Raw genomic sequence first — 19,025 nt, 5'->3', positions numbered from 1 at the left:
GGTGCGGCCTTAGAAGTCGAAGAACACCGCAGCGCTGACGCCCTTGCGGTTGTAGTAGGGGTTGCGGTAGAACTCGCCGCCGACCAGGTAGCCCCAGTCCTTGCCCAGCCATTGGCGCCATTGCAGGCTCAGCTCGGTCGACTGGAAGCCGACCTGGTTGCCTGCGCCACTGGCGATGGCTCCGGTGGGCAGGTAGCCTTCCTTGCCGTGGTCGATGCGGGCGGTGAAGTAGTGCTGCTTTTCGCGGCCCATGGTCAACGCGGCAAAGCCGCGGTAGCCTTCCACCGAGCCGGGGTTGGACTTGTTGTAGACCACGCCGCCTTCGCCCACCCAGTCATTCGCCGAGTAGTAGGCCACCGAGGCGGTGATGCCGGTGTCGCGGTGGATGCCGTCGCGGCTGGCCGACTTCATCAGCGCCAGGCCGGTGACCCATTGCTGGCTCTCGGTCCACTTGCGGTAGATGGCGATGTCGCCCCGGTACTTGTTCTGGAAGTCGGCCGAGCCGGAGCTGCCGCCCACCGACATGTACCACCAGGGCGACAAGGTCTGCGTCAGCGACAGCGCGCCGACGGTGCCGCGCTGGTCGAAGTGGCGCTGGCTGGACAGCTCCCAGTTCAGGATGGTGCCGGGCTTGAGGCCGACATTGCCGCGCACGAATTCGTCGTTCCAGTTGCTGTTGCCGCCGGTCAGGCTGGAAAAGCCCGCGCCGATATCGACCCGGCCACGGCGACCGGGTTCAAAATCAGCGGCTGGTGCCTCGTCGGCCGCAGGCGGCGCGGCAGGCGCGGCCATCGTGGAGCCGGGTGTGGCATCGGCGGCCTGGGCTTGGGCCAGGGCCAGTGCAGGTGCCAACAAGGCAGCGGCGCTCAAGGCCAGCGTGGTGGGAATAGTGCGTTTTTTCATGGTTTTTTTCTGGAGGTTTTCAGGGAGAGGCTTACTGCAGATGGCGCTCAATCGCGGCGGCAATCTGCACGCCACTGCTGCCATCTCCAAACGGGTTGTCCTGGGTACGCGGGGGCAGGCCCGGCAATTGGCCGGTGGCCAGCACATGGCTGGCGGCCGACAGGATGCGCTCGGCCTCGGTGCCTACCAGCAGGCCGGCACCGCAGGCGATGACCTCGGGGCGCTCGGTCACATCGCGCATCACCAGCAGGGGTTTGTGCAAGGACAGGCCTTCTTCCTGGATGCCGCCGGAGTCGGTCAGCAGCAGCTGGGCGGCGTCCATGATCTCGACCATGGGCGCGTAATCGAGCGGGGCGGTCAGGCGCCAGCGGCTCTGCACATCGGCCGTGCTGGCGGCATGTACGCTGCGCACCACGTCCTGCACCAGCGGGTTCAGGTGCACGGGCCAGATGACGGCCGCATCGGCGTGCTGCTCCAGCAGGCGGGCGACCGATTGGGCAATCTCCACCATCGGGGCGCCCCAGTTTTCGCGGCGGTGTGCCGTCACCAGCACCAGCTGGCGCAGGCCGCTGTCAACAAACCACTGGTAGTCCGGATTGGCCACCGGCTGGCCGGCGGCGCGCTGCTTGCGCACATGGCGGGCGGCCAAGAGCACGGCATCCACGACGGTGTTGCCCACCACCGAGATCTCGCCGGGCACATTTTCCTTCTCGAGGTTCTCGTGGGCCTGGCCGGTCGGGGCAAAGTGCCACTGGCTGACGCGGCCGATCAGGCTGCGGTTGATCTCTTCGGGGAAGGGCTCGGCAATGCGGCCTGAGCGCAGGCCGGCTTCCACGTGGCCGACGGGGATCTGCAGGTAGGCGGCAGCCATTGCGCCCATCGCCGCGCTGCTGGTGTCGCCGTGCACCAGCGCCACGGCCGGTTTCAGGCCCGCCAAGGTGCTGCCGATGGCCGACATCAGCTCGCTGGACAGCGCGGGCAGGGTGGCGACCTCGCGCTTGAGGCGGATCACCTCCTGGGGCGCGATGCCGAAAAATTCATACAGCGGCCAGGCCATCTCCTCGTGCTGGCCGGTATGCAGCACATGGGTGGGTATGCCGCGCTGGCGCAGGGCCAGCACCACGGGCGCCATCTTGATGATCTCGGGCCGGGTGCCCATGATCGCGACGACGGAGGCGGGGGAGGAAGGGGTAGAGGAGTTCATGGTTGGCGACGCAGTTCCAGGCTGAGTTCTTTGCCGCCTCGCACGCGCACCAGCCAGGCATCGTCGGTGCCTTGCACCTCGGCCTCGCCAGCGCGCACGCGCACGGCAGCATATTTTGTCTTGGGCAGGGTCCAGGCCATCGAGGCCAGGGACTGGGGGTGGCTGGCGGTCAGCAGGTCATCGTCGCCCTGGGCCTGCAGCGACCATTGCACCTGGTCGCGTCGGCTGAGGAAGTCGGCCGCCTCGGTCATCGAGATGAACTGGCATTGCTTGCGGTCCGCGCAGGCCTGCACGCTGTCGATATAGTCCTTGACTGCCGGCAGATAATCCACCGCGCCAATCGGGTGGAAGTAGCTCAGGCGGACGCTGCGGGTCTGCTCGATAAAGCGCGCCACCTGCTGCAGCCACTGGCCAAATTCTGCAACCGGCATTTTCTGGAACGAGGCCTCTTCGGCCGATGCCACCTGGCCATAGGTCAGCACTGGGAAAGACCAGGGTTGGTTGATCTGGCGCTTGCCCAGCCACAGCCGCGTTGGTGGCATGCCGACATTGGCCACCGTGTAGAAGGCCTGCACGCCGTGTTCGACCATCCAGTCGTAAGTCCACAGCGGCGTGTTGCCATTGGGGGCCGAGTACTCGGTGGGCTGCTTGCCACAGTTGGCCTTGGTGACCGAGGCATTGTTCAGATCGAGAAAGGGCATGAAGTCATCGGCGTTGTCGTCCGATGCGTTGTTGCCGAAGTAGTTGTGGATCCAGCCACCATGGTTGCCGATGCTGTGGCCCTGGCTGAGCAGCTTCTGGATCATCTGCTGGGCATCGTTGTTGTCGTCCAGGTCCATGCCCAGGCCGTCGCCTTGCGTATTCACATCCGGACCGGCGGTGAAGTGCAAGGACTGGTGGCCGTGGTCAAAAATACCGGCTTCCTGCAGCTCATGCAGAAAGCCGATGGCCTTGCCGTCGTCGTTGTGCCAGTTCAGCACCAGCGCGCCGATGCCGTCGGGGGCGGCCAGCAGCGCGGGGCGCTCCACCACCTGCTGGGCAAAGTAAGACAGAAAGCCGTGCAGAAAAATGCCGTCGGTGCGTTCGAGCAGGTAGGTCAGCGGCAGGTTGACAAACAGCGCCTGGCCCTTGCCCCAGCGGTTGAGGCTGGCCACCACATCGCCATTGCTCGATTGCAGCAGGATGCGGGGGCCGCCCTTGGGACGATCGGTTTTCAGGACGGTAAAGCGCTGCGAGTCCTTGGTGTAGCCGGCGATGAAGCTGGGGAAGGCGGGCTCGTCTACCGCCAGCTCTTCGGGATCGATCGCGGTCAGTTTGGCGGCGGCCTTGGCATCCAGGTAGCGTCCAGGAGGGATGCCCAGCAGCTCCATCGTCGAGGGCGCGCCCCGGATCTCTTCATAGTCGGAGAGCTGGTCCTTGTAGCTGTCGTAATCGCCATAGCGCACGCCCAGCATCTGCGACAGGCGCGAGCTGCCCTTGCTGTAGTAGCCGCGCTCGTCGAGCATGCCGCCGTCCTGCACCACCATGGCCTGGCCGCCGGCATGCACCATGTCGATCAGGGTCTGCACGGCCGCATCCGAGATATTGCGGTGGAAGGTGTCCGGCAGGATCACCGCCTGCTGCGCGGCAGGTGCGCCATAGTTCATGCCACGCATCCATTCAGTGATGCCCAGCGGGGTGAGCAGCACGCCGCGCTCACGCGCGGCCTCGCGCCAGATCTCGACCTCGGGGGCGTCGGCAGACATGCTGTCCGGAATCAGCAGGCTGATGGTGGCGTAGTGCTGCGTGGCCTTGACACTGCGCGACTGGTGCCAGGCAATGACGGCCAGCACGCAGAGCACCACCGCTGTGGCGGCCAGCCATTTTTTCCAGCGCAAGAGCTTGTTCATGGTGTCAGCCTCAAGGGTTGGCAGCAGAGGGAGTCGCCGGTGCAGTCGCGGTTGCCGTGACAAAAGGGCACTGCGTGCCGATGCCCGTATGCGCCAGTGCCTGGTCGATCATCGCATCCAGCACCGTCCAGCCCACTGCGGGCTTGAAGGGCCGCAGCGATGCGCGCCAGCAGGCGGCCTGGATCGGTGCAGTCTGGCGCATTTTCCATGCAATCAGGCCCCATGCATAGTCATCTTCGCTGCGCGAGAGCCAGGCGCGGCCATGCTGGGCCAGCCACTGGGCGGTGGCGCGGTCCGATTCGGCGCGGGAAATGACCCCGGTTTGCCACAGGTAGGCGCTGGCCAAGGTGTGGGGGTAGAACTGCGGGCGGTCATATTCGGGCAAGGCCGGCTTCCAGTCGCTGCCACTGCGAAAGCTCCGGTTGATGGCTGCTGCCAGCTGCTTGGAGGCCGGGCCCGCCTGCGCGCCCTCGGTCACACGCAATGCTTCGTAGACCTCGACGTTGTCCATCAGGTAGTACAGCTCGGTGTTCAACAAGGCTTTGTAGAGCTGGTTCTTGGGGTTGCGCAGGCGCGTCAGCAGCTGCTGGCTGCGCGCAATGGCCTGATCGGCCGCCACGAACTGGCTGCTGGTGAGCCACTTTTTCTGCTTCGCCTGGTGCAACATCTCGATCGTGGTGGCGGCCATGGAGTCGTCGGCATCGGCTCCCATGCAGCTGCGCCAGCTGTTGTCACCGGCGGGGCAGAAGCGGTCAAAGCCACCATCGAGACGCTGGCGGGGCAGCAGCCAGGCCAGCCAGCGCCGCAACTCGGCCTTCAGCGGGACATCCGCCTGCAGCGCGATCGTGAAACCCTTGTTGATGAAGTAAGGGTCCACAACCTGACCACCCAGCGTGGTGTAGTAGGCACCATCGCCGGTGGCAAATTCAGCCAGCGCCGGGGGCTCGGCCGCCTGCGCGGCACCTGCCAACTGCCAGGCCATCGCGGCAGAGGCGATCCAGAGATTGCGTTTTTTCATAGCACCACCTGTCCGGAACGAACTGCCGCAATACTGCCATAGACCCGCACACTGGCGTGCAGGGCAATGGTCCAGGCCGAGACACTGCTGAGGCAGTCCTTGTCGCCCACCTGGCTGTCGGGGCCGAGATGCAGGCGCTTGCCGGCGCACAAGGGGCCTTCGACATAGTTGTTGCCCTTGGTCTGCAGGTCGCCCTGCACGAACACGGCGCCTTGCACGCAGGCACTCTGGGCCAGGATGGCATTGCCATGCACCTTGACATGGCCCACGACCACGGACATCTCCTCCATCAGCAGGTTGCCGGTGATGACCAGGCCGCCCTGCACGATGCTGCCGGCGGGAATGCGCAGGTCCCCTTCATGGCGCCGTTGCAGGCGGGTCAGCGGCATGCCGGTGCCCAGCTCGGGCAGCGGAAAGCTCAGAGAGCGCTTGAGCGGCCAGGTAAAGATGCAGGCGGCCGAGAGGCGCACAAAGCGTGCACCCGGCGATAGCACGATATGGCGCTCGGCGCTGGTCAGGCGCGCCAGCTGTGCGGGGCCCAGGCAGTGGATGCTCTTGGCATGCAGCACGCGCTGCACCACGCTATTGGCTTGCAGCTCGACGATATCGCTGGAAACAAGGGTGCGGAGCTGGGACCGAAAGCCGACCACCACCGGCAGCGCGGTCCTGGCCATCAGGCGCCCCTGGCCCCGGGGCACCATCAGACGGCCCTGGTCGTCGTAGCGCCATTGGGCTACGCGGGGCATGGTTTCGAGCAGGTCGAGCTGCTCGGCCATGCGCTGGGCAGCGTAGTCGGTGCGGCCGTTGTCCAGCGGATCAATGGCTAGCGCATCGGCATCGCTGCGCGAATACAGCTCGCGCAGCGCAGGCAGCAGGGGCAGCAGGAAGACCAAGGCGGTCACGATGAGCCACATGCTGCCAAACAGCAAGGGGTTGGCTGGGGAGGTCATACACGGGCTTCTGGCAGTGCTGCAGGCAGGACGACGGCGGCAGTGGCTGCAGCGGGCGCCTGGCGGTAGCGCACGGTCTTGTCCCATTTGAACTGGCGCTTGAACAGCTTGTCCAGGACCAGGCCATCGATGGTGGCCTTGGAGACCGCCACCATGCTGACCACAAAACCGGTCAGCAGCAAAGGCAGCAGGCGCAGGCGGCGTTGGTGGCCATCCAGATGCACGGCGGCCGCCACTTCAAAGAATGCCGCGAAGTTGCCCACGCAGGCAAAACCGGTGGCAATCAGCAGCATCAGCAGCGCGATGTTCACATTGGCGCCGATGCCGTAGCCGGTGACCGTCAGTACCAGGGCAAGCAGCCAGCCCACCAGCAGGATGGGCGACATCAGGAACACGCCCAGCAGCGCGATGCCGTCCAGCCGTTCCATCCAGCGCAGGCCCTTGCGGGTCAGCATCTCGGTGCCCAGCTTGGTCATCACCTGGTTGTGGCCCTTGGCCCAGCGGCTGATCTGGCGAAAACGCACGGCCCAGCTCTCTGGCACTTCCTCATAGCATTCGGCATAGCCCAGGTAGGCGGTTTGCCAGCCCTTGAGCAGCAAGCGGTAGGTCAGGTCGGTGTCTTCGGCCAGGACTTCGGGGGTCCAGCCGCCCACGTCCTGCAGTGCGCTCAGGCGGATGCCGCCCACGGTGCCGCCATATTGCGCCACGGCACCCATGTTGTAGCGGGCCTGCTGGTCCACCTGGTAGCCGCCGGAGCGCTCCAGATCCAGCAAGCGGGTCAGCAGGTTCACGCCAGCGTTCTGCGGCACCACGCGGCCCATCACGGCGCCCACTTCGGGGTCGAGGAAGGGGGCCACCAGCTGCTTGATGATTTTCTTGCCGGGCAGGTAGTCGGCGTCAAAGACCACGATCAGTTCGGACTCGCCCCGGGCCTGGACGATGGCCGTGGCGTCGGCCAGCGCCGCCGCCTTGCCCGGAGGGCCTTCCTGGCGGTGGAACAGCTGCAGGCGGCCGGGGTGGCGGTCGGCATAGCTGTCGATGATCTGGCGCGTGCCATCGGTCGAGCGGTCATTGACCGGCATGATCGTCAGGCGATCACGCGGGTAGTCCACATCCAAGAGCGCCTCGATGCAGCCGGAGATCACGGCCTCTTCGTTGTGCGCTGCAATAAAGACGGTGATATGCGGCCAGTGCGCTTGCTCAATGCCGGCATACAGCGGCCGCTGGCGGGCGAAGAGCCGGTTGAGCGTGAAGGCGTAGTGGCGGAAGGTGTAGAGCGCCTCCAGCAGCACCACCAGTAGCAGCGCCGCCAGGCACAAGCCTAGTGCCCAGGTGGCCCAGCTGGCTTGGTAAGGCGTGAAGGGCTGTGCATGGGCCAGCACAGGCAAAAAGCCCAGGAACACTGCGCAGAGTGCAGGTGCCTGGCTAGAAGGGTGAGAGTGCTTGGCCATGGTGCTTGATAGAAAAAAATTCTTACGACTTGTGTTTCGATTATATCAATCGACACAAATGCATGAATAGTGTTTCAACAAGTATCCGAGTTAATAAGTAAGCATTTATTAACGTTAAAGCGAATGACTATCAACACTCTGCAGAATGGCTATCCTGTAACCGTTACAAATTGATGCTTGATTTGGAAGCGATTTTTGACGATTGCTGCAGCGTAAATGCTGCAGTGCAGCAGTATTTTTTGTTGCTGGATGATGCGTTTGATAGCGGGTGTAAGAGCAGTCCGATAGAAAAAATGCTTGAAAACTGGCGAAGGGGAGGCACACGCTGCGTGTACATCTGTTGCGTAGCCAGCGACTGTCTGCGTGCAATGAAACGGTGCCCGGCTGAGGCGGATGGGCGATCAAGGGCAAGGAAAGGGGCCCGGGCGTGGGGGCCGGGCACCAGCAGGCAGGCGCTACTGACGGCTGTCCCCCAGCGGAGCGCTTAGGGACCCTCTGCATAACTCCCTGCCGTGGTCTGAACGCGGTCTCGGGCGATCCGCTGCGTTGTCTTCCTTGTCAATAGCTACGGCTCGACTGCAAAAGACGCCTTGCGTCTCATCCCGATCCGCGTCCATCCCGCTTGGCGAGGGTTTTGCAGAGGATCCCTAGCGGAGGGAGAACGTGCAGCGTCTCAGTGCTGGCCAAACCGGGCCATATAGGCCTGGGGCTCACCGGTCTTGAAGGCGTTGGCGAATTCCTGCACGCTGTCGTCGATGGCTTGGTCTATGGATTGCCGCTCCCAGGCGCGCAGCATGCGCTTTTGCTGGCGCAGCGCCTGCGGGCCATAGCCGGCCAGCTTGTGGGCCAGCCGCTCCACTTCGTCGTCAAGCCGCTGGGGTGGCACCACCTGGTCCAGCAGCCCCCATTGCAGCGCCTGCGCAGCATCGATGTTGTCGCCAGTCAGCAGCAGCCACTGCGTGCGCGCTGCGCCAATCAGCCGGGGCAGCAGCGCGGCATGGATCACCGAGGGGATGCCCACCTGCACTTCGGGCATGCCGCATTGCACGCGGTTGCTGGCAATGCGGATATCGCAGGCACAGGCCAGCTCTAGCCCGCCGCCCAGGGTCCAGCCCGGCAGGCGCGCAATCACCGGGGTGGGAAACTGGCGCGCCCCTTCGCAGACGCGGCGCAGCCGGCTGATGAAGGCGGCGGCATTGTCGGGCGTCAGCGACCGCATCTCCTTGATATCAGCGCCGGCGACAAAGGCCTTGTCGCCCGTGCCGCGCAGCACCAGCACGCGGATGCGCGCATCCTGCGCCAAGGTATCCAGCGCCTGAGCCAGGTCCTCCAATACCGGTGACGACAGGATATTGAGGCTGCCGGCGTTGCGAAAAGCCAAGGTGGCCACGCCGTTGTCTTGCAGGCTGGCGAGGGCGTGGTGCAGGGCGATCAGGTCCATGCAGCCATTGTGGGCAGGCGCGGCGGCCGGGCCCGTCTCTAGCGGGACAAACCGCCTGAGAATCACCTGAATAGGCCATGCAGCGCTATGATTTTAAAAAGAAATTTACATATTGAAACTATTACATGTACACATCACATGTGATGACTGCTATGGTAGGCCCATGGAACAAAAAACATCAGCCCACTACCAGCGCCTGCACCGCCAACGGCTGCGGGAGCAGGGCCTGGTGAAAAAAGAAATCTGGGTACTCCCAGAGTACAGCGCGGTCCTGCATCTGCTGGAGCGCCAGATGCGCCAGCCGCATGCACAACCGGGTTCAATCGCCATCAACCACCAGGAGGGCAGCATGGAAAACAGCAAGCACCACTACCGCACGATTCACGCGTTGGCCGAAGAGCTGCACGCATCGGCGCTGGCCCGCGAGGGCAAGTTGCACATCGAAGTGTTCGACGGGGCCGAGGCCAGTGTCTTGGTCACCTTGACGGATTTTGGCGACCTGCCCGTGCATGTGGCCTTGTCGGGCGAGCAGCTGGTGGTTGAGGCCTTCTTGTGGCCCGCCAACCAGGTGCGCGATGGCGCGGGCCTCAATGCCCAGATTCTGCGGCTGCAAAAGCTGTTTCCGTTCACGACCATGGCGCTGGAGCCCCAGGCCCATGGCGGCGAAGGCTATGTGATGTTCGCCGCGATGCGCGCCAACAGCAGCACGGACGACATCCTGGCCGAGATCCTGATCCTGGCTGACAGCGTGATCCAGGCCACTGAGGCGCTGGCACCCTATCTGACCTTGGCGCAGGTCTGACGGACTGCAGGCCCACCACCCACAGTACAAGGAGAACATGATGACCGTATGGAACAAGCTGGTGACCGCCCTGCGTGGCGCCGCCCATGAAGCGGGCGAAACCGTGACCGACAGCCAGGCGCTGCGCATCCTGGACCAGGAAATCCGCGACGCCGACAACGACCTGAACCGCTCCAAGGAAGCGCTGGCCGAGATCATGGCCAAGCAAAAGCTCGCCGCTGGCAAGCTGCAGACCACGCAGGCCAAGATTGCCGAGTACGAAGGCTATGCGATCAAGGCGCTGGAAACCCAGGATGAAGCACTGGCATTGGAAGTGGCCGGCAAGGTCGCTCTGCTGGAAACCCAGCGCAACGAGGAAGAGACCCAGCTGAGCGCTTTCAGCCAAAGCGTGGAGCAGCTGCGCAACGCCATCCAGACGGCGCAGTCCCATATCAAGCGCCTCAAGCAGCAGACCGATACCGTCAAGGCCACCGAGAGCGTGCAGCGCGCCCAGGCCACCGTGGCGGGCCGCTACACCGGCTCGCAGTCGCGCGTGCAAACGGCGCTGGATTCGCTAGAACGCATCAAGCAAAAGCAGGCCGAACGCGGTGCCCGCATGGAAAGTGCGGCCGAGCTGGCGCAAAGCAGCAGCGAAGACGCACTCGACGCCAAGCTGCGCGCTGCCGGCATCACCGCCTCTGCAGGCAATGCGCAGTCGGTGCTGGAGCGCCTCAAGGCGCAGCGCAGCGGCTCCAAAGAGGGCTGATCGCGGCAGGGCCCCTGCTGGCCCGACAACACACAACAAGTGCGCGCAGGCCTTGGCCTGCCGCTGCACACCAACAAGAGGGGTCTGCCATGTCGGCTTTTTTGCACTACGCACTGGGCTTTCCAACCTTTATTTTTGGCGCGCTGCTGCTGTGCATGCTGCTGTATTGGCTGATTGCCCTGCTGGGCCTGGTGGAGACCGATTCGCTGGACCAGTGGCTGCTGTTTGATGGCAGCGACCATGCCCATGGTGTCGAGCATTCGGTCAGCGCACTGGCCGGCTTGCTGCTGAAGGTGGGGCTGGGCGGCATTCCCGCCACCGTCATCCTGACGGTGCTGCTGCTGATGTCCTGGCTGGCCTCCTATGTGCTGTGCCACCTGGTGCCCATGCCCGAGGGCTGGGCCTGGCTTAACCTGCTCATCGGCAGCGCGCTGGCGGTTGCCGCGCTGGTGCTGGGCTTTGCCGCCACGGTGGTGCTGCTGCGGCCGCTGCGCGGCCTGGTAGCGCGTATTGCGCCGCCCGAAACCCCGCAGGTGCTGCTGGGCCGCACGGGCCTGGTGCGCAGCGGGGTGGTCAACGCTACCCAGGGCTATGGCAGCGTCGATGACGGCGGCGGTGGGCTCAATGTGCAGATGCGCTCGCCCGATCGTGACCTGCCGCGCGGCACCGAGATTGTGCTGATCGAACATCTGCCAGTGCACAACGCCTGGCGCGTGGTCAGCAAGGCCGAGTTTGACGGCAACGAGATACCTGGCTTGCAGCCACCTGTTTGACACGCGCGCCCCGCCCGCGCCAGCGCGCGGCGGGCCCGCATTCGCCTTGTTTTTTTAAGACTGATACTGATAGGGAGATACGCATGAATTGGGGAAATCTGGAGTGGTACATCGTCGCGGGCGTGGTGATCGGCTCGATCTTCATCGTCATCCTGGGCCTGTTTGCCCTGGTCAAGGCCTTCTACATCAAGGTGCCCCAGGGCACGGCGCTGATCATCAATGACACGACCTCGCAGCCCAAGGTGAAGTTCACCGGCGGCATGGTGCTGCCGGTGATCCACAAGAAGGAGTTCATGCGCATCTCGCTGATTACCTTGGAGATTGACCGCCGTGGCAAGGAAGGCCTGATCTGCCGCGACAACATGCGTGCCGACATCACCGTGGCCTTTTACCTGCGCGTCAACGAGACCGCAGCCGATGTGCTCAAGGTGGCCAAGGCGATTGGCGTGGACCGCGCCTCGGAAAAGGGCGCTGTCAACGAGCTGTTCAATGCCAAGTTCTCCGAGGCCTTGAAGACCGTGGGCAAGCAGATCGACTTTGTGAAGCTGTTCGAGAACCGCCAGGAGTTCCGCGACCAGATCATCCATGTGATCGGCAACGACCTCAACGGCTATGTGCTTGAAGACGTGGCCATCGACTACCTGGAGCAGACCTCCAAGTCCTCGCTGGACCCGAACAACATCCTGGACTCGGAAGGCATCCGCAAGATCACCGAGCTGACGGCCAACCAGAACATCGTCACCAACGAGCTCGAACGCAATGCCGAGCTGGCCGTGACCAAGAAGAACGTCGAGACCAAGGAAGCCATGCTGGCCTTGGAGCGCCAGCAGGCCGATGCCGAAGCGCGCCAGAAGCGCGAGATCGCCACCATCCAGGCGCGCGAGCAGGCCGAAACCCAGAAGGTGCAGGAAGAAGAGCGCCTGAAAGCCGAGCAGGCCCGCATCCAGACGCAGGAGCAGCTCGATATCCGCGAAGAAAACCGCCAGCGCGAAGTCGCAGTGGCCCAGCAGAACCGCGAGCGCGCGGTGGTGATCGAGATTGAAAAGGTCACCCGCGCCAAGGACCTGGAAGTGGTCTCGCGCCAGCGCGAGGTGGAGCTGCAGCGCATCGAGAAGGAAAAGGCCATCGAAGTCGAGAAGGCCAGTATCGCCAATGTCATCCGCGAGCGCGTGGTGGTCGAAAAGGGCGTGGCCCAGGAAGAGGAACGCATCAAGGAAGTGCGCGTGGTGTCCGAAGCCGAGCGCATGAAGCAGGTCACCGTGCTGACCGCCCAGGCCCAGGCCGAAGAAGACATGGTGCGCCAGGTCAAGAAGGCCGAGGCCGATGAAACCGCGTCGCGCCACAAGGCCATCGAAGTGACCAACCTGGCCCAGGCCGAGCTGGAAGCCGCCGGCAAGACCGCCGAGGCCAAGAAGAAGATGGCCGAGGCCATCGAGGTTGAGCGCGCAGCGCCAGGCCTGGCTGATGCCAAGGTGCGCGAAGTGACGGCAGCCGCCATCGAGCGCGAAGGCATGGTGCAGGCCAAGATCATTGCGGAAAAGCTCATTGCCCAGGCCAAGGGCGAAGAGGAAAAGGGCCTGGCCGAAGTGCGGGTGATCGAAGCCCAGGCCGATGCCAACGAAAAGCTGGGCCTGGCCGATGCCAAGGTGCTGGAAGAGCGCCTGATGGCGCAGGCCCGTGGTGAGGCCCAGGTGGGCAACACCAAGGCCGTAGTGACCCGCGATGTGGGCCAGTCCGAAGCCGATGTGCTGCGCGACAAGCTGTTTGCCGAGGCCAAGGGTTTGACCGAGAAGTTCAGCGCGCTGGCCTCGCTGTCCGACCAGGCCCGCTCGCACGAAGAGTTCCGCATGCAGCTGGAGAAGAACTTCGAGCAGGCGCTGGCCGCCATCGAGGCGAACAAGACCGTGGCGCAGGAGCAGGCCGAGGTGCTGTCGGCTGCGCTGTCCAAGGCCAATATCGACATCGTCGGCGGCGGTGGCGATTTCTTCAACAACTTTGCCAAGGCGCTGTCGGTGGGCAAGGCGGTAGAAGGTGTCTCGGCCAAGAGCCCCATCGTGCAGGAGCTGCTGCAGAAGTTCATCGGCGGCAAGGGCCTGCCCAGCGATGCGCTGAGCAACCTGCTGGGCGGTGGCCAGGACAAGAAGAGCCTGCCGCCCTCGGCGACCGAGTCCTGACCTGGCGCCAGGCTAGGCCAAGCTTCAGGCCTGGCCCCCGGTCTACTCGTTTCCTCTGGGCGTCTAGCCCTCTTGCAAGGCAGGCCCCAGCCCCCGCGCTGGTCTGCCATGCCCCACCGCACTCTCTGCCGCTCAAGCCATGTCCACTACCCCATCCAACGACCAACCGGACCGCTCTGCCGTTGACGACGCCGTCGCCAGCGGCGGCTCCTATGAAGTGCTGGCCAAGCGGCTCGATGCCCAGGGCCAGGCGCTGGAGACCCTGGCGCGTGAACTGAACGAAGCGCGGCTGGAGGAGTTTGGCCGCAGCCAGATGGAGGTCATCGCCCGCATGCGGGTGCGCACCGAAAACAACTGCCTGGGCCGCGATATCGCCCAGGTGGGCGGCTATCTGCTGTTTGGCTACAACGTGTTCATGGGCCTCAAGCAGGAGACGCGCATCGACGATGTGTTTGCGCTCTACCGCCTGCATGAGGGCGAGCAGGGCTATGAAGTTACGCCGGTGGACACCAAGGACAGCTTTTTAGGCATCCAGAGCTTTGTGCAGGATTTCCAGGAGCTGTACGCCTATTACAAACACACCAAGCTGATGCAGCTGGCGGTGCGTGATGGCAAGCTGCTGGCGAGTTTTCAGATTGGCGAACGGCTGGGCGATGTGCGGGTGTTCCGCTGGTCGGTATCGCCCGATGGGCAGCAGATCCGCTACATCGACAACCGGGGCGAGCGCGATATCGAGCTGCCCGCGCCTCATGATTTTGAGTGGCAGCGCGCTGGCCGCGAGCACCTGGTGCAGGGCCGCCATCCGCACATCAATATCCTCGACAAGGTGTTTGTCGAGACGCTCGATGGTGACCTGACCATCAAGGTCGAGAACAACACCAATGACGGTCTGGGCCTCTACCGCGAGCCGGTGCAAGAGAAGAACCAGTCGCTCGACGATGCCGTGTTTGAATACGCGGCGGTGGGCAGCCTGATCCTGCTCAAGATCCTGCCTTACCGTGAGGACCAGTGGCGCTACCTGGTCTACAACACCTTGTCGCGCCAGGTGCTGCGCATGGATGCGATTGGCGCGGCCTGCATCCAGCTGCCCCAGGACCACGGCATCATCTTCCCTGGCGGCTACTACCTGCAAAACGGCGAGCACCGCGCTTTTGAGCAGAACATGCAGGGCATGCGCTACCGGCGCAGCATCCGCTCGCCCAATGGTGAGGATGTGCTCTATGTGTTCTACGAGCCCGAGAGCGGGCGCATGGCGCTGTTCAAGTACAACCTGATCGAGCGCGCGCTGCAGCCGCCCATCATCGGCCATGGCTATGCGCGCATGGACGATGGCCGCATCGTCATCTTTGCCGCCGAGAGCAACGAGGCCTCGCGCGTTCACCCGATGCAGCTGTGGCGCACGCCGTTTGCGTCGGACGACTATGCCGCGCGCCAGCCGCAGAAAGACAGCGCGCTGGGCCGCATCGGCAATGCCGAGCTGGTCAGTGGTATCTCCGACCTGTACAGCGTGCGCAAGGAGATCGCTGCGCCCGAGGTATCGCTGCCGCGCTACGAGCGGCTGATCGACACCGCGCGGCGCCTGTTTGAGCGCTACCACTGGCTCAGCAGCCCGGCCATGCAGGCGCTGCAGCAGAACCTGCTGGGCATTGTCGCCACCGGTGATGCGGTGCTCGACGAATACGAGAAGGTGGAGAGCATCCGCCAGGCCTCGGCCAAGGCCATGGGCGAGGTCAGCAGCCGCCATGCGCAGCTGCTCAAGCAGATACGCCTGACCGATGGCGATAGCATCGATGACTATGTGGGCGCGCTGACCGATCTGGCGGCATTGCGCGGCCAGCTGCTGGCCACGCGCGAGCTGCGCTATGTAGATGCCGCAGCCATCGAGGCCATGGTGCAGACGGCCGACGAGGCGCAGGCCGAGGTATCGCAGCGCACGGCGGGCTTTATTGCCACCGATGCTGCCATGCAGCCCTATGTGGAGCAGCTGCAGGCGCTGGACCAGCAGGCCCAGGCGGCGACCACGGTGGTGCAGCTGGCCGAGCCGCTGGCGGAGATGGCCCAGATGTCGGCCGCGCTCGATCTGCTGTCCGAGCTGATGGGCAGCCTCAAGATCGACGATGCCACCCAGCGCACGGCGGTGGTAGACCGCATCTCGGCCATCTACGCCCGCTTGAACCAGGTGCGGGCCCGGGCCGAGCAGCGCAAATCGGGCCTGGGCAGTGCCGAGAACCTGGCGCAGTTTGCCGCGCAGCTGGCGCTGTTTTCGCAAAGCATTGTCAGCGGGCTGAACCTGGCCCAGACACCTGAGAAATGCGATGAGCAACTGGCGCGCCTCCTGGTGCAGCTCGAAGACATCGAGGGCCAGTTTGGCGAGCATGCGCAGTTTCTCTCCGACATCATCGCCAAGCGCGAAGAGGTGCTGGAGACCTTTGAGGCGCGCAAACAGTCCTTGCAGGACGAGCGCCAGCGCCGCGCGCAGGGCGTGCTCGATGCCGCCTTGCGCATTGTGCAGGGCCTCCCCAAGCGCGCCGAGAAGATCGCCAGCCCCGAGGCCTTGCATGCCTTTTTTGCCGGCGATCCGCTGATCGCCAAGCTCAAGGAACTGGCCGGGCGTTTGCGCGGCGAGCTGCAGGACCCCGTCAAGGCCGATGACATCGACAGCCGCATCAAATCGCTGCGCGACCAGGCCTTCCGCGCGCTGCAGGACCGCACCGATCTGTACGAGGGCGATGGCAAGCTGATCCGCCTGGGCCGCCACCGCTTCTCGGTCGGCAACCAGGACCTGGACATGACCTTGCTGCCCCGCGATGGGCAGCTCTACCTGCACCTGGTGGGCACCGAGTACTTCGAGGCGGTGGACAATGCCGAGCTGGCCGGCCTGCAGGCCTACTGGGATGCCTCTTCGCCCGCTGAATCGGCCGAAATGTACCGGGGCGAGTACCTGGCGCTGGAGGTGGTGCAAGCGGTGCGTGCCGGCCGCGAGGGCTGGAGCCAGGACCGCTTGCGCCAGCTTTTGCCCGATACCGAGGCGCTGACCCAGGCGATCCGCGAGTTCTCTGCACCGCGCTACCGCGATGGCTATGAGCGCGGCATCCACGACCATGATGCGGCGCTGATTCTGCAGGCGCTGGTGCCGCTGGCCGATGGCGCCGGCGTGCTGCGGCATGCACCGCAGGCCCGCAGCCTGGCGCTGCTGTTCTGGAGCCAGCAGGCCCATATCCAGCAGCCGCAACGCGCCAGCAGCATTGCCCGTTGGCCCGAGCGCGCGCAGCAGGCCCAGGCCATGCAACAGCTGCTGGGCAGCGAAGCCGAGCGCCTGGCGCTGCAGACCGACATCATGGCCCAGCTGCGCGACTTTGCGCAGGAGCAGGGCCTGCTCGATGCGCTGCTGCGCTCCGACCCGGCCAGTCCCCTGTTGGCAGCCGCCGCAACCGCTGTTCCTGATGACGGCGAGTGGGACAGCGAGGCCGACAACCTGCTGCGCGCCGCCGCCGACTACCTGCAGGCCGAGCTGGCGCACAAGGCGCTGCGCTTCCATTTCTCGGGCGCCAGCCAGGCGGTGATCGCCGCGTTACAGCAGGCGCTCAAGGCCGGCCCCAAAGAAGGGCTGCACTGGGCCGATCTGCAGCGCTACTGGGCAGGCGGCGAGGCCGGCCAGGCCAGCCGCGAGCGCAGCGCTGCACCGCTGGCCCAGCGCTGGCGCAGTGCCTTGCACTGGCTGCAAACGGTGGCACAGGCCGCTCCAGAGGCCGAACGCGCCGCCTGGCTGCCCTATTGCAGCGAGGCGGCAGCCTGGCTGGTTTGCCAGGCTGAGCTGACCCACCAGCTGAGCACGGCCGATCTGCGCTGCGAGGTGCAGGGCTTGCTGGGCCAGCATGGCCGGGTGCAGGGCGGGCGCCTGCCCATCCAGCTCGATGAGCTGACCACGCGTGCCGCGCGCCACTACCGCCGCTACCTGCCGCAGTGGGAGCGCTACCAGGCGCTGCGCCAGCAGCTGCTGGCCGGCTACCGCGCGCGCTTCAGGCTGGAGGAGTTCAAGGCCCGGCCGCTGTCGTCCTTTGTGCGCAACCGGCTGATCAACGAGATCTACCTGCCGGTGATTGGCGACAACCTAGCCAAGCAGATTGGCGTGGTGGGCGAGAACAAGCGCACCGACCAGATGGGCCTGCTGATGATGATCTCGCCGCCCGGCTACGGCAAGACCACGTTGATGGAGTACGTGGCCAACCGCCTGGGGCTCATCTTCATGAAGATCAACGGCCCGGCGCTGGGCCACTCGGTGCGCTCGCTCGACCCGGCGCAGGCGCCCGATGCGACGGCGGCCAAGGAGCTGGAGAAGCTCAACCTGGCGCTGGAGATGGCCAACAATGTGATGCTGTACATCGACGATATCCAGCACACGCACCCCGAGTTTCTGCAGAAGTTCATCTCGCTGTCTGACGGCACGCGCCGCATCGAGGGCGTGTGGCGGGGCCAGACCAAGACCCATGACATGCGCGGCAAGCGCTTTTGCGTGGTCATGTCCGGCAACCCCTATACCGAATCGGGCGAGGTGTTCAAGATCCCGGACATGCTGGCCAACCGCGCCGACATCTACAACCTGGGCGATGTGCTGGGTGGCATGGACGAGGTCTTCAAGCTCAGCTATATCGAGAACAGCATGACCTCGAACGCGGTGCTGGCGCCGATGGCCACCCGCAGCCTGCAAGACCTGTACCTGCTGCTCGACCGGGTGCAGGGCAAGGAGGTGTCGGCCAATGCGCTGTCGCATGAATACGCGGCCGCCGAGCTGCGCGAGATGGAGGCCGTGCTCCAGCGCATGCTGCAGGTGCGCGAGCTGGTGTTCAAGGTGAACCAGCAGTACATCCACAGCGCCGCGCAGGACGACCACTACCGCACGGAGCCGCCGTTCAAGCTGCAGGGCAGCTACCGCAACATGAACAAGCTGGCCGAGAAGATCACCCCGGTGATGAACGATGCCGAGATGGCGCAGATGCTGAGCGACCATTACCAGGGCGAGGCGCAGATGCTGACCGGCGGCGCCGAGGAAAACCTGCTCAAGCTCGCCGAGCTGCGCGGCAGTGCCGATGCACAGGGCCAGGCGCGCTGGGCCGAGATCAAGGCCCAGTTCCAGCGCCAGCAGGCCGCCGGCGGCGCCAATGCCGATGCCGCCACCCGGGTGACCACCCAGCTGGTCGACCTGGTGGCTGCCACCCGCGCCATGGGCCAGGCCCAGCAGGCGCAGCAGCTGGGCGATACGGCCGCGCAAGAGGGCCTGCAGCGCCTGCTGGCGCAGTGGGGCCAGGCGCAAACCGCCGTGGGCCAGTCGCTCGATGGCATCCGCCAGGCGGTGCTGGACAGCACTCCGGCCCCGCAGGCCGAGAAAACCGCCGATGCGCCGCATTTGGAGCTGGCTGTGCAGCAGTTCGGCGAGCTGCTGCTGCAGTCCTTGCAACCGGTCGTCGAGCATCTCGACCAAAGCCGGCGCCAGCAGTTGGGCCTGCACCGGGTGCTGATGCAGGTCGCCACCCGCATGCAAGAGCAGATCGACCAGCAGCGCGCTGGCCGCCAGCCGCTGCAGCCCACCTTGCAGGCGGACGATATCGACAAGGCCTTTGACCGCATGCAGGACGGCCGCCCACCACGCTAAGCATCCCAGCGTCCCTGGTATCTGC

At 64.8% G+C, this 19,025-nt stretch carries 12 protein-coding genes; 5 read left to right on the top strand and 7 right to left on the bottom strand.

All coding sequences use genetic code 11. The features are described 5' to 3' along the window. Positions 1-9: 9 nt before the first annotated feature. The 7 genes from HS961_RS01835 to HS961_RS01805 form a co-directional block, all read right to left on the bottom strand. Positions 10-903: a YaiO family outer membrane beta-barrel protein gene (locus tag HS961_RS01835; protein ID WP_182326111.1), complete on the bottom strand. Its 894-nt coding sequence runs from the start codon at positions 901-903 to the stop codon at positions 10-12. Between the two features lie 31 nt (positions 904-934). Continuing rightward, on the bottom strand, positions 935-2,107 hold the full coding sequence (gene wecB, locus HS961_RS01830; RefSeq protein ID WP_182326110.1) for a non-hydrolyzing UDP-N-acetylglucosamine 2-epimerase: 1,173 nt from the start codon (positions 2,105-2,107) through the stop codon (positions 935-937). Beyond that, the gene (locus HS961_RS01825; RefSeq protein ID WP_182326109.1) at positions 2,104-3,996 is read right to left on the bottom strand and encodes a hypothetical protein; all 1,893 of its coding nucleotides are present in this window, start codon (positions 3,994-3,996) and stop codon (positions 2,104-2,106) included. The genes wecB and HS961_RS01825 overlap by 4 nt, the downstream gene beginning before the upstream one ends. 10 nt (positions 3,997-4,006) lie before the next feature. Next, positions 4,007-5,014: a hypothetical protein gene (locus HS961_RS01820; protein WP_182326108.1), complete on the bottom strand. Its 1,008-nt coding sequence runs from the start codon at positions 5,012-5,014 to the stop codon at positions 4,007-4,009. Then, complete coding sequence (locus HS961_RS01815) at positions 5,011-5,964, bottom strand: hypothetical protein (protein WP_182326107.1); 954 nt, start codon at positions 5,962-5,964, stop codon at positions 5,011-5,013. Before HS961_RS01815 ends, HS961_RS01820 begins: the two co-directional genes overlap by 4 nt. Beyond that, on the bottom strand, positions 5,961-7,415 hold the full coding sequence (locus tag HS961_RS01810) for a glycosyltransferase family 2 protein (protein ID WP_182326106.1): 1,455 nt from the start codon (positions 7,413-7,415) through the stop codon (positions 5,961-5,963). The genes HS961_RS01815 and HS961_RS01810 overlap by 4 nt, the downstream gene beginning before the upstream one ends. A 673-nt stretch (positions 7,416-8,088) precedes the next feature. Continuing rightward, a complete protein-coding gene (locus tag HS961_RS01805; protein WP_182326105.1) occupies positions 8,089-8,856 on the bottom strand; it encodes an enoyl-CoA hydratase in 768 nt (255 codons plus the stop codon). 163 nt (positions 8,857-9,019) lie between these two features. Here HS961_RS01805 and HS961_RS01800 point away from each other — a divergent pair, with 163 nt between their 5' ends. The 5 genes from HS961_RS01800 (at position 9,020) to HS961_RS01780 (ending at position 19,000) form a co-directional block, all read left to right on the top strand. After that, positions 9,020-9,658, top strand: a complete 639-nt coding sequence (locus HS961_RS01800) for a YjfI family protein (protein WP_182326104.1) — start codon at positions 9,020-9,022, stop codon at positions 9,656-9,658. Between the two features lie 40 nt (positions 9,659-9,698). Further along, positions 9,699-10,403: a PspA/IM30 family protein gene (locus HS961_RS01795; protein WP_182326103.1), complete on the top strand. Its 705-nt coding sequence runs from the start codon at positions 9,699-9,701 to the stop codon at positions 10,401-10,403. An 89-nt stretch (positions 10,404-10,492) separates the two neighbouring features. Further along, positions 10,493-11,176, top strand: a complete 684-nt coding sequence (locus HS961_RS01790; RefSeq protein WP_182326102.1) for a ubiquinone biosynthesis protein UbiH — start codon at positions 10,493-10,495, stop codon at positions 11,174-11,176. Between the two features lie 83 nt (positions 11,177-11,259). Further along, positions 11,260-13,350, top strand: a complete 2,091-nt coding sequence (locus HS961_RS01785) for a flotillin family protein (RefSeq protein ID WP_182326101.1) — start codon at positions 11,260-11,262, stop codon at positions 13,348-13,350. A 139-nt stretch (positions 13,351-13,489) separates the two neighbouring features. Beyond that, positions 13,490-19,000: a DNA repair ATPase gene (locus HS961_RS01780; RefSeq protein ID WP_182326100.1), complete on the top strand. Its 5,511-nt coding sequence runs from the start codon at positions 13,490-13,492 to the stop codon at positions 18,998-19,000. Positions 19,001-19,025 lie beyond the last annotated feature (25 nt).

Source organism: Comamonas piscis (assembly GCF_014109725.1).
Taxonomy (GTDB): Bacteria; Pseudomonadota; Gammaproteobacteria; order Burkholderiales; family Burkholderiaceae_C; genus Comamonas; species Comamonas piscis.
Note: the sequence above shows the minus strand (reverse complement) of the source record. Positions and strands in the feature narration are given on the sequence as shown.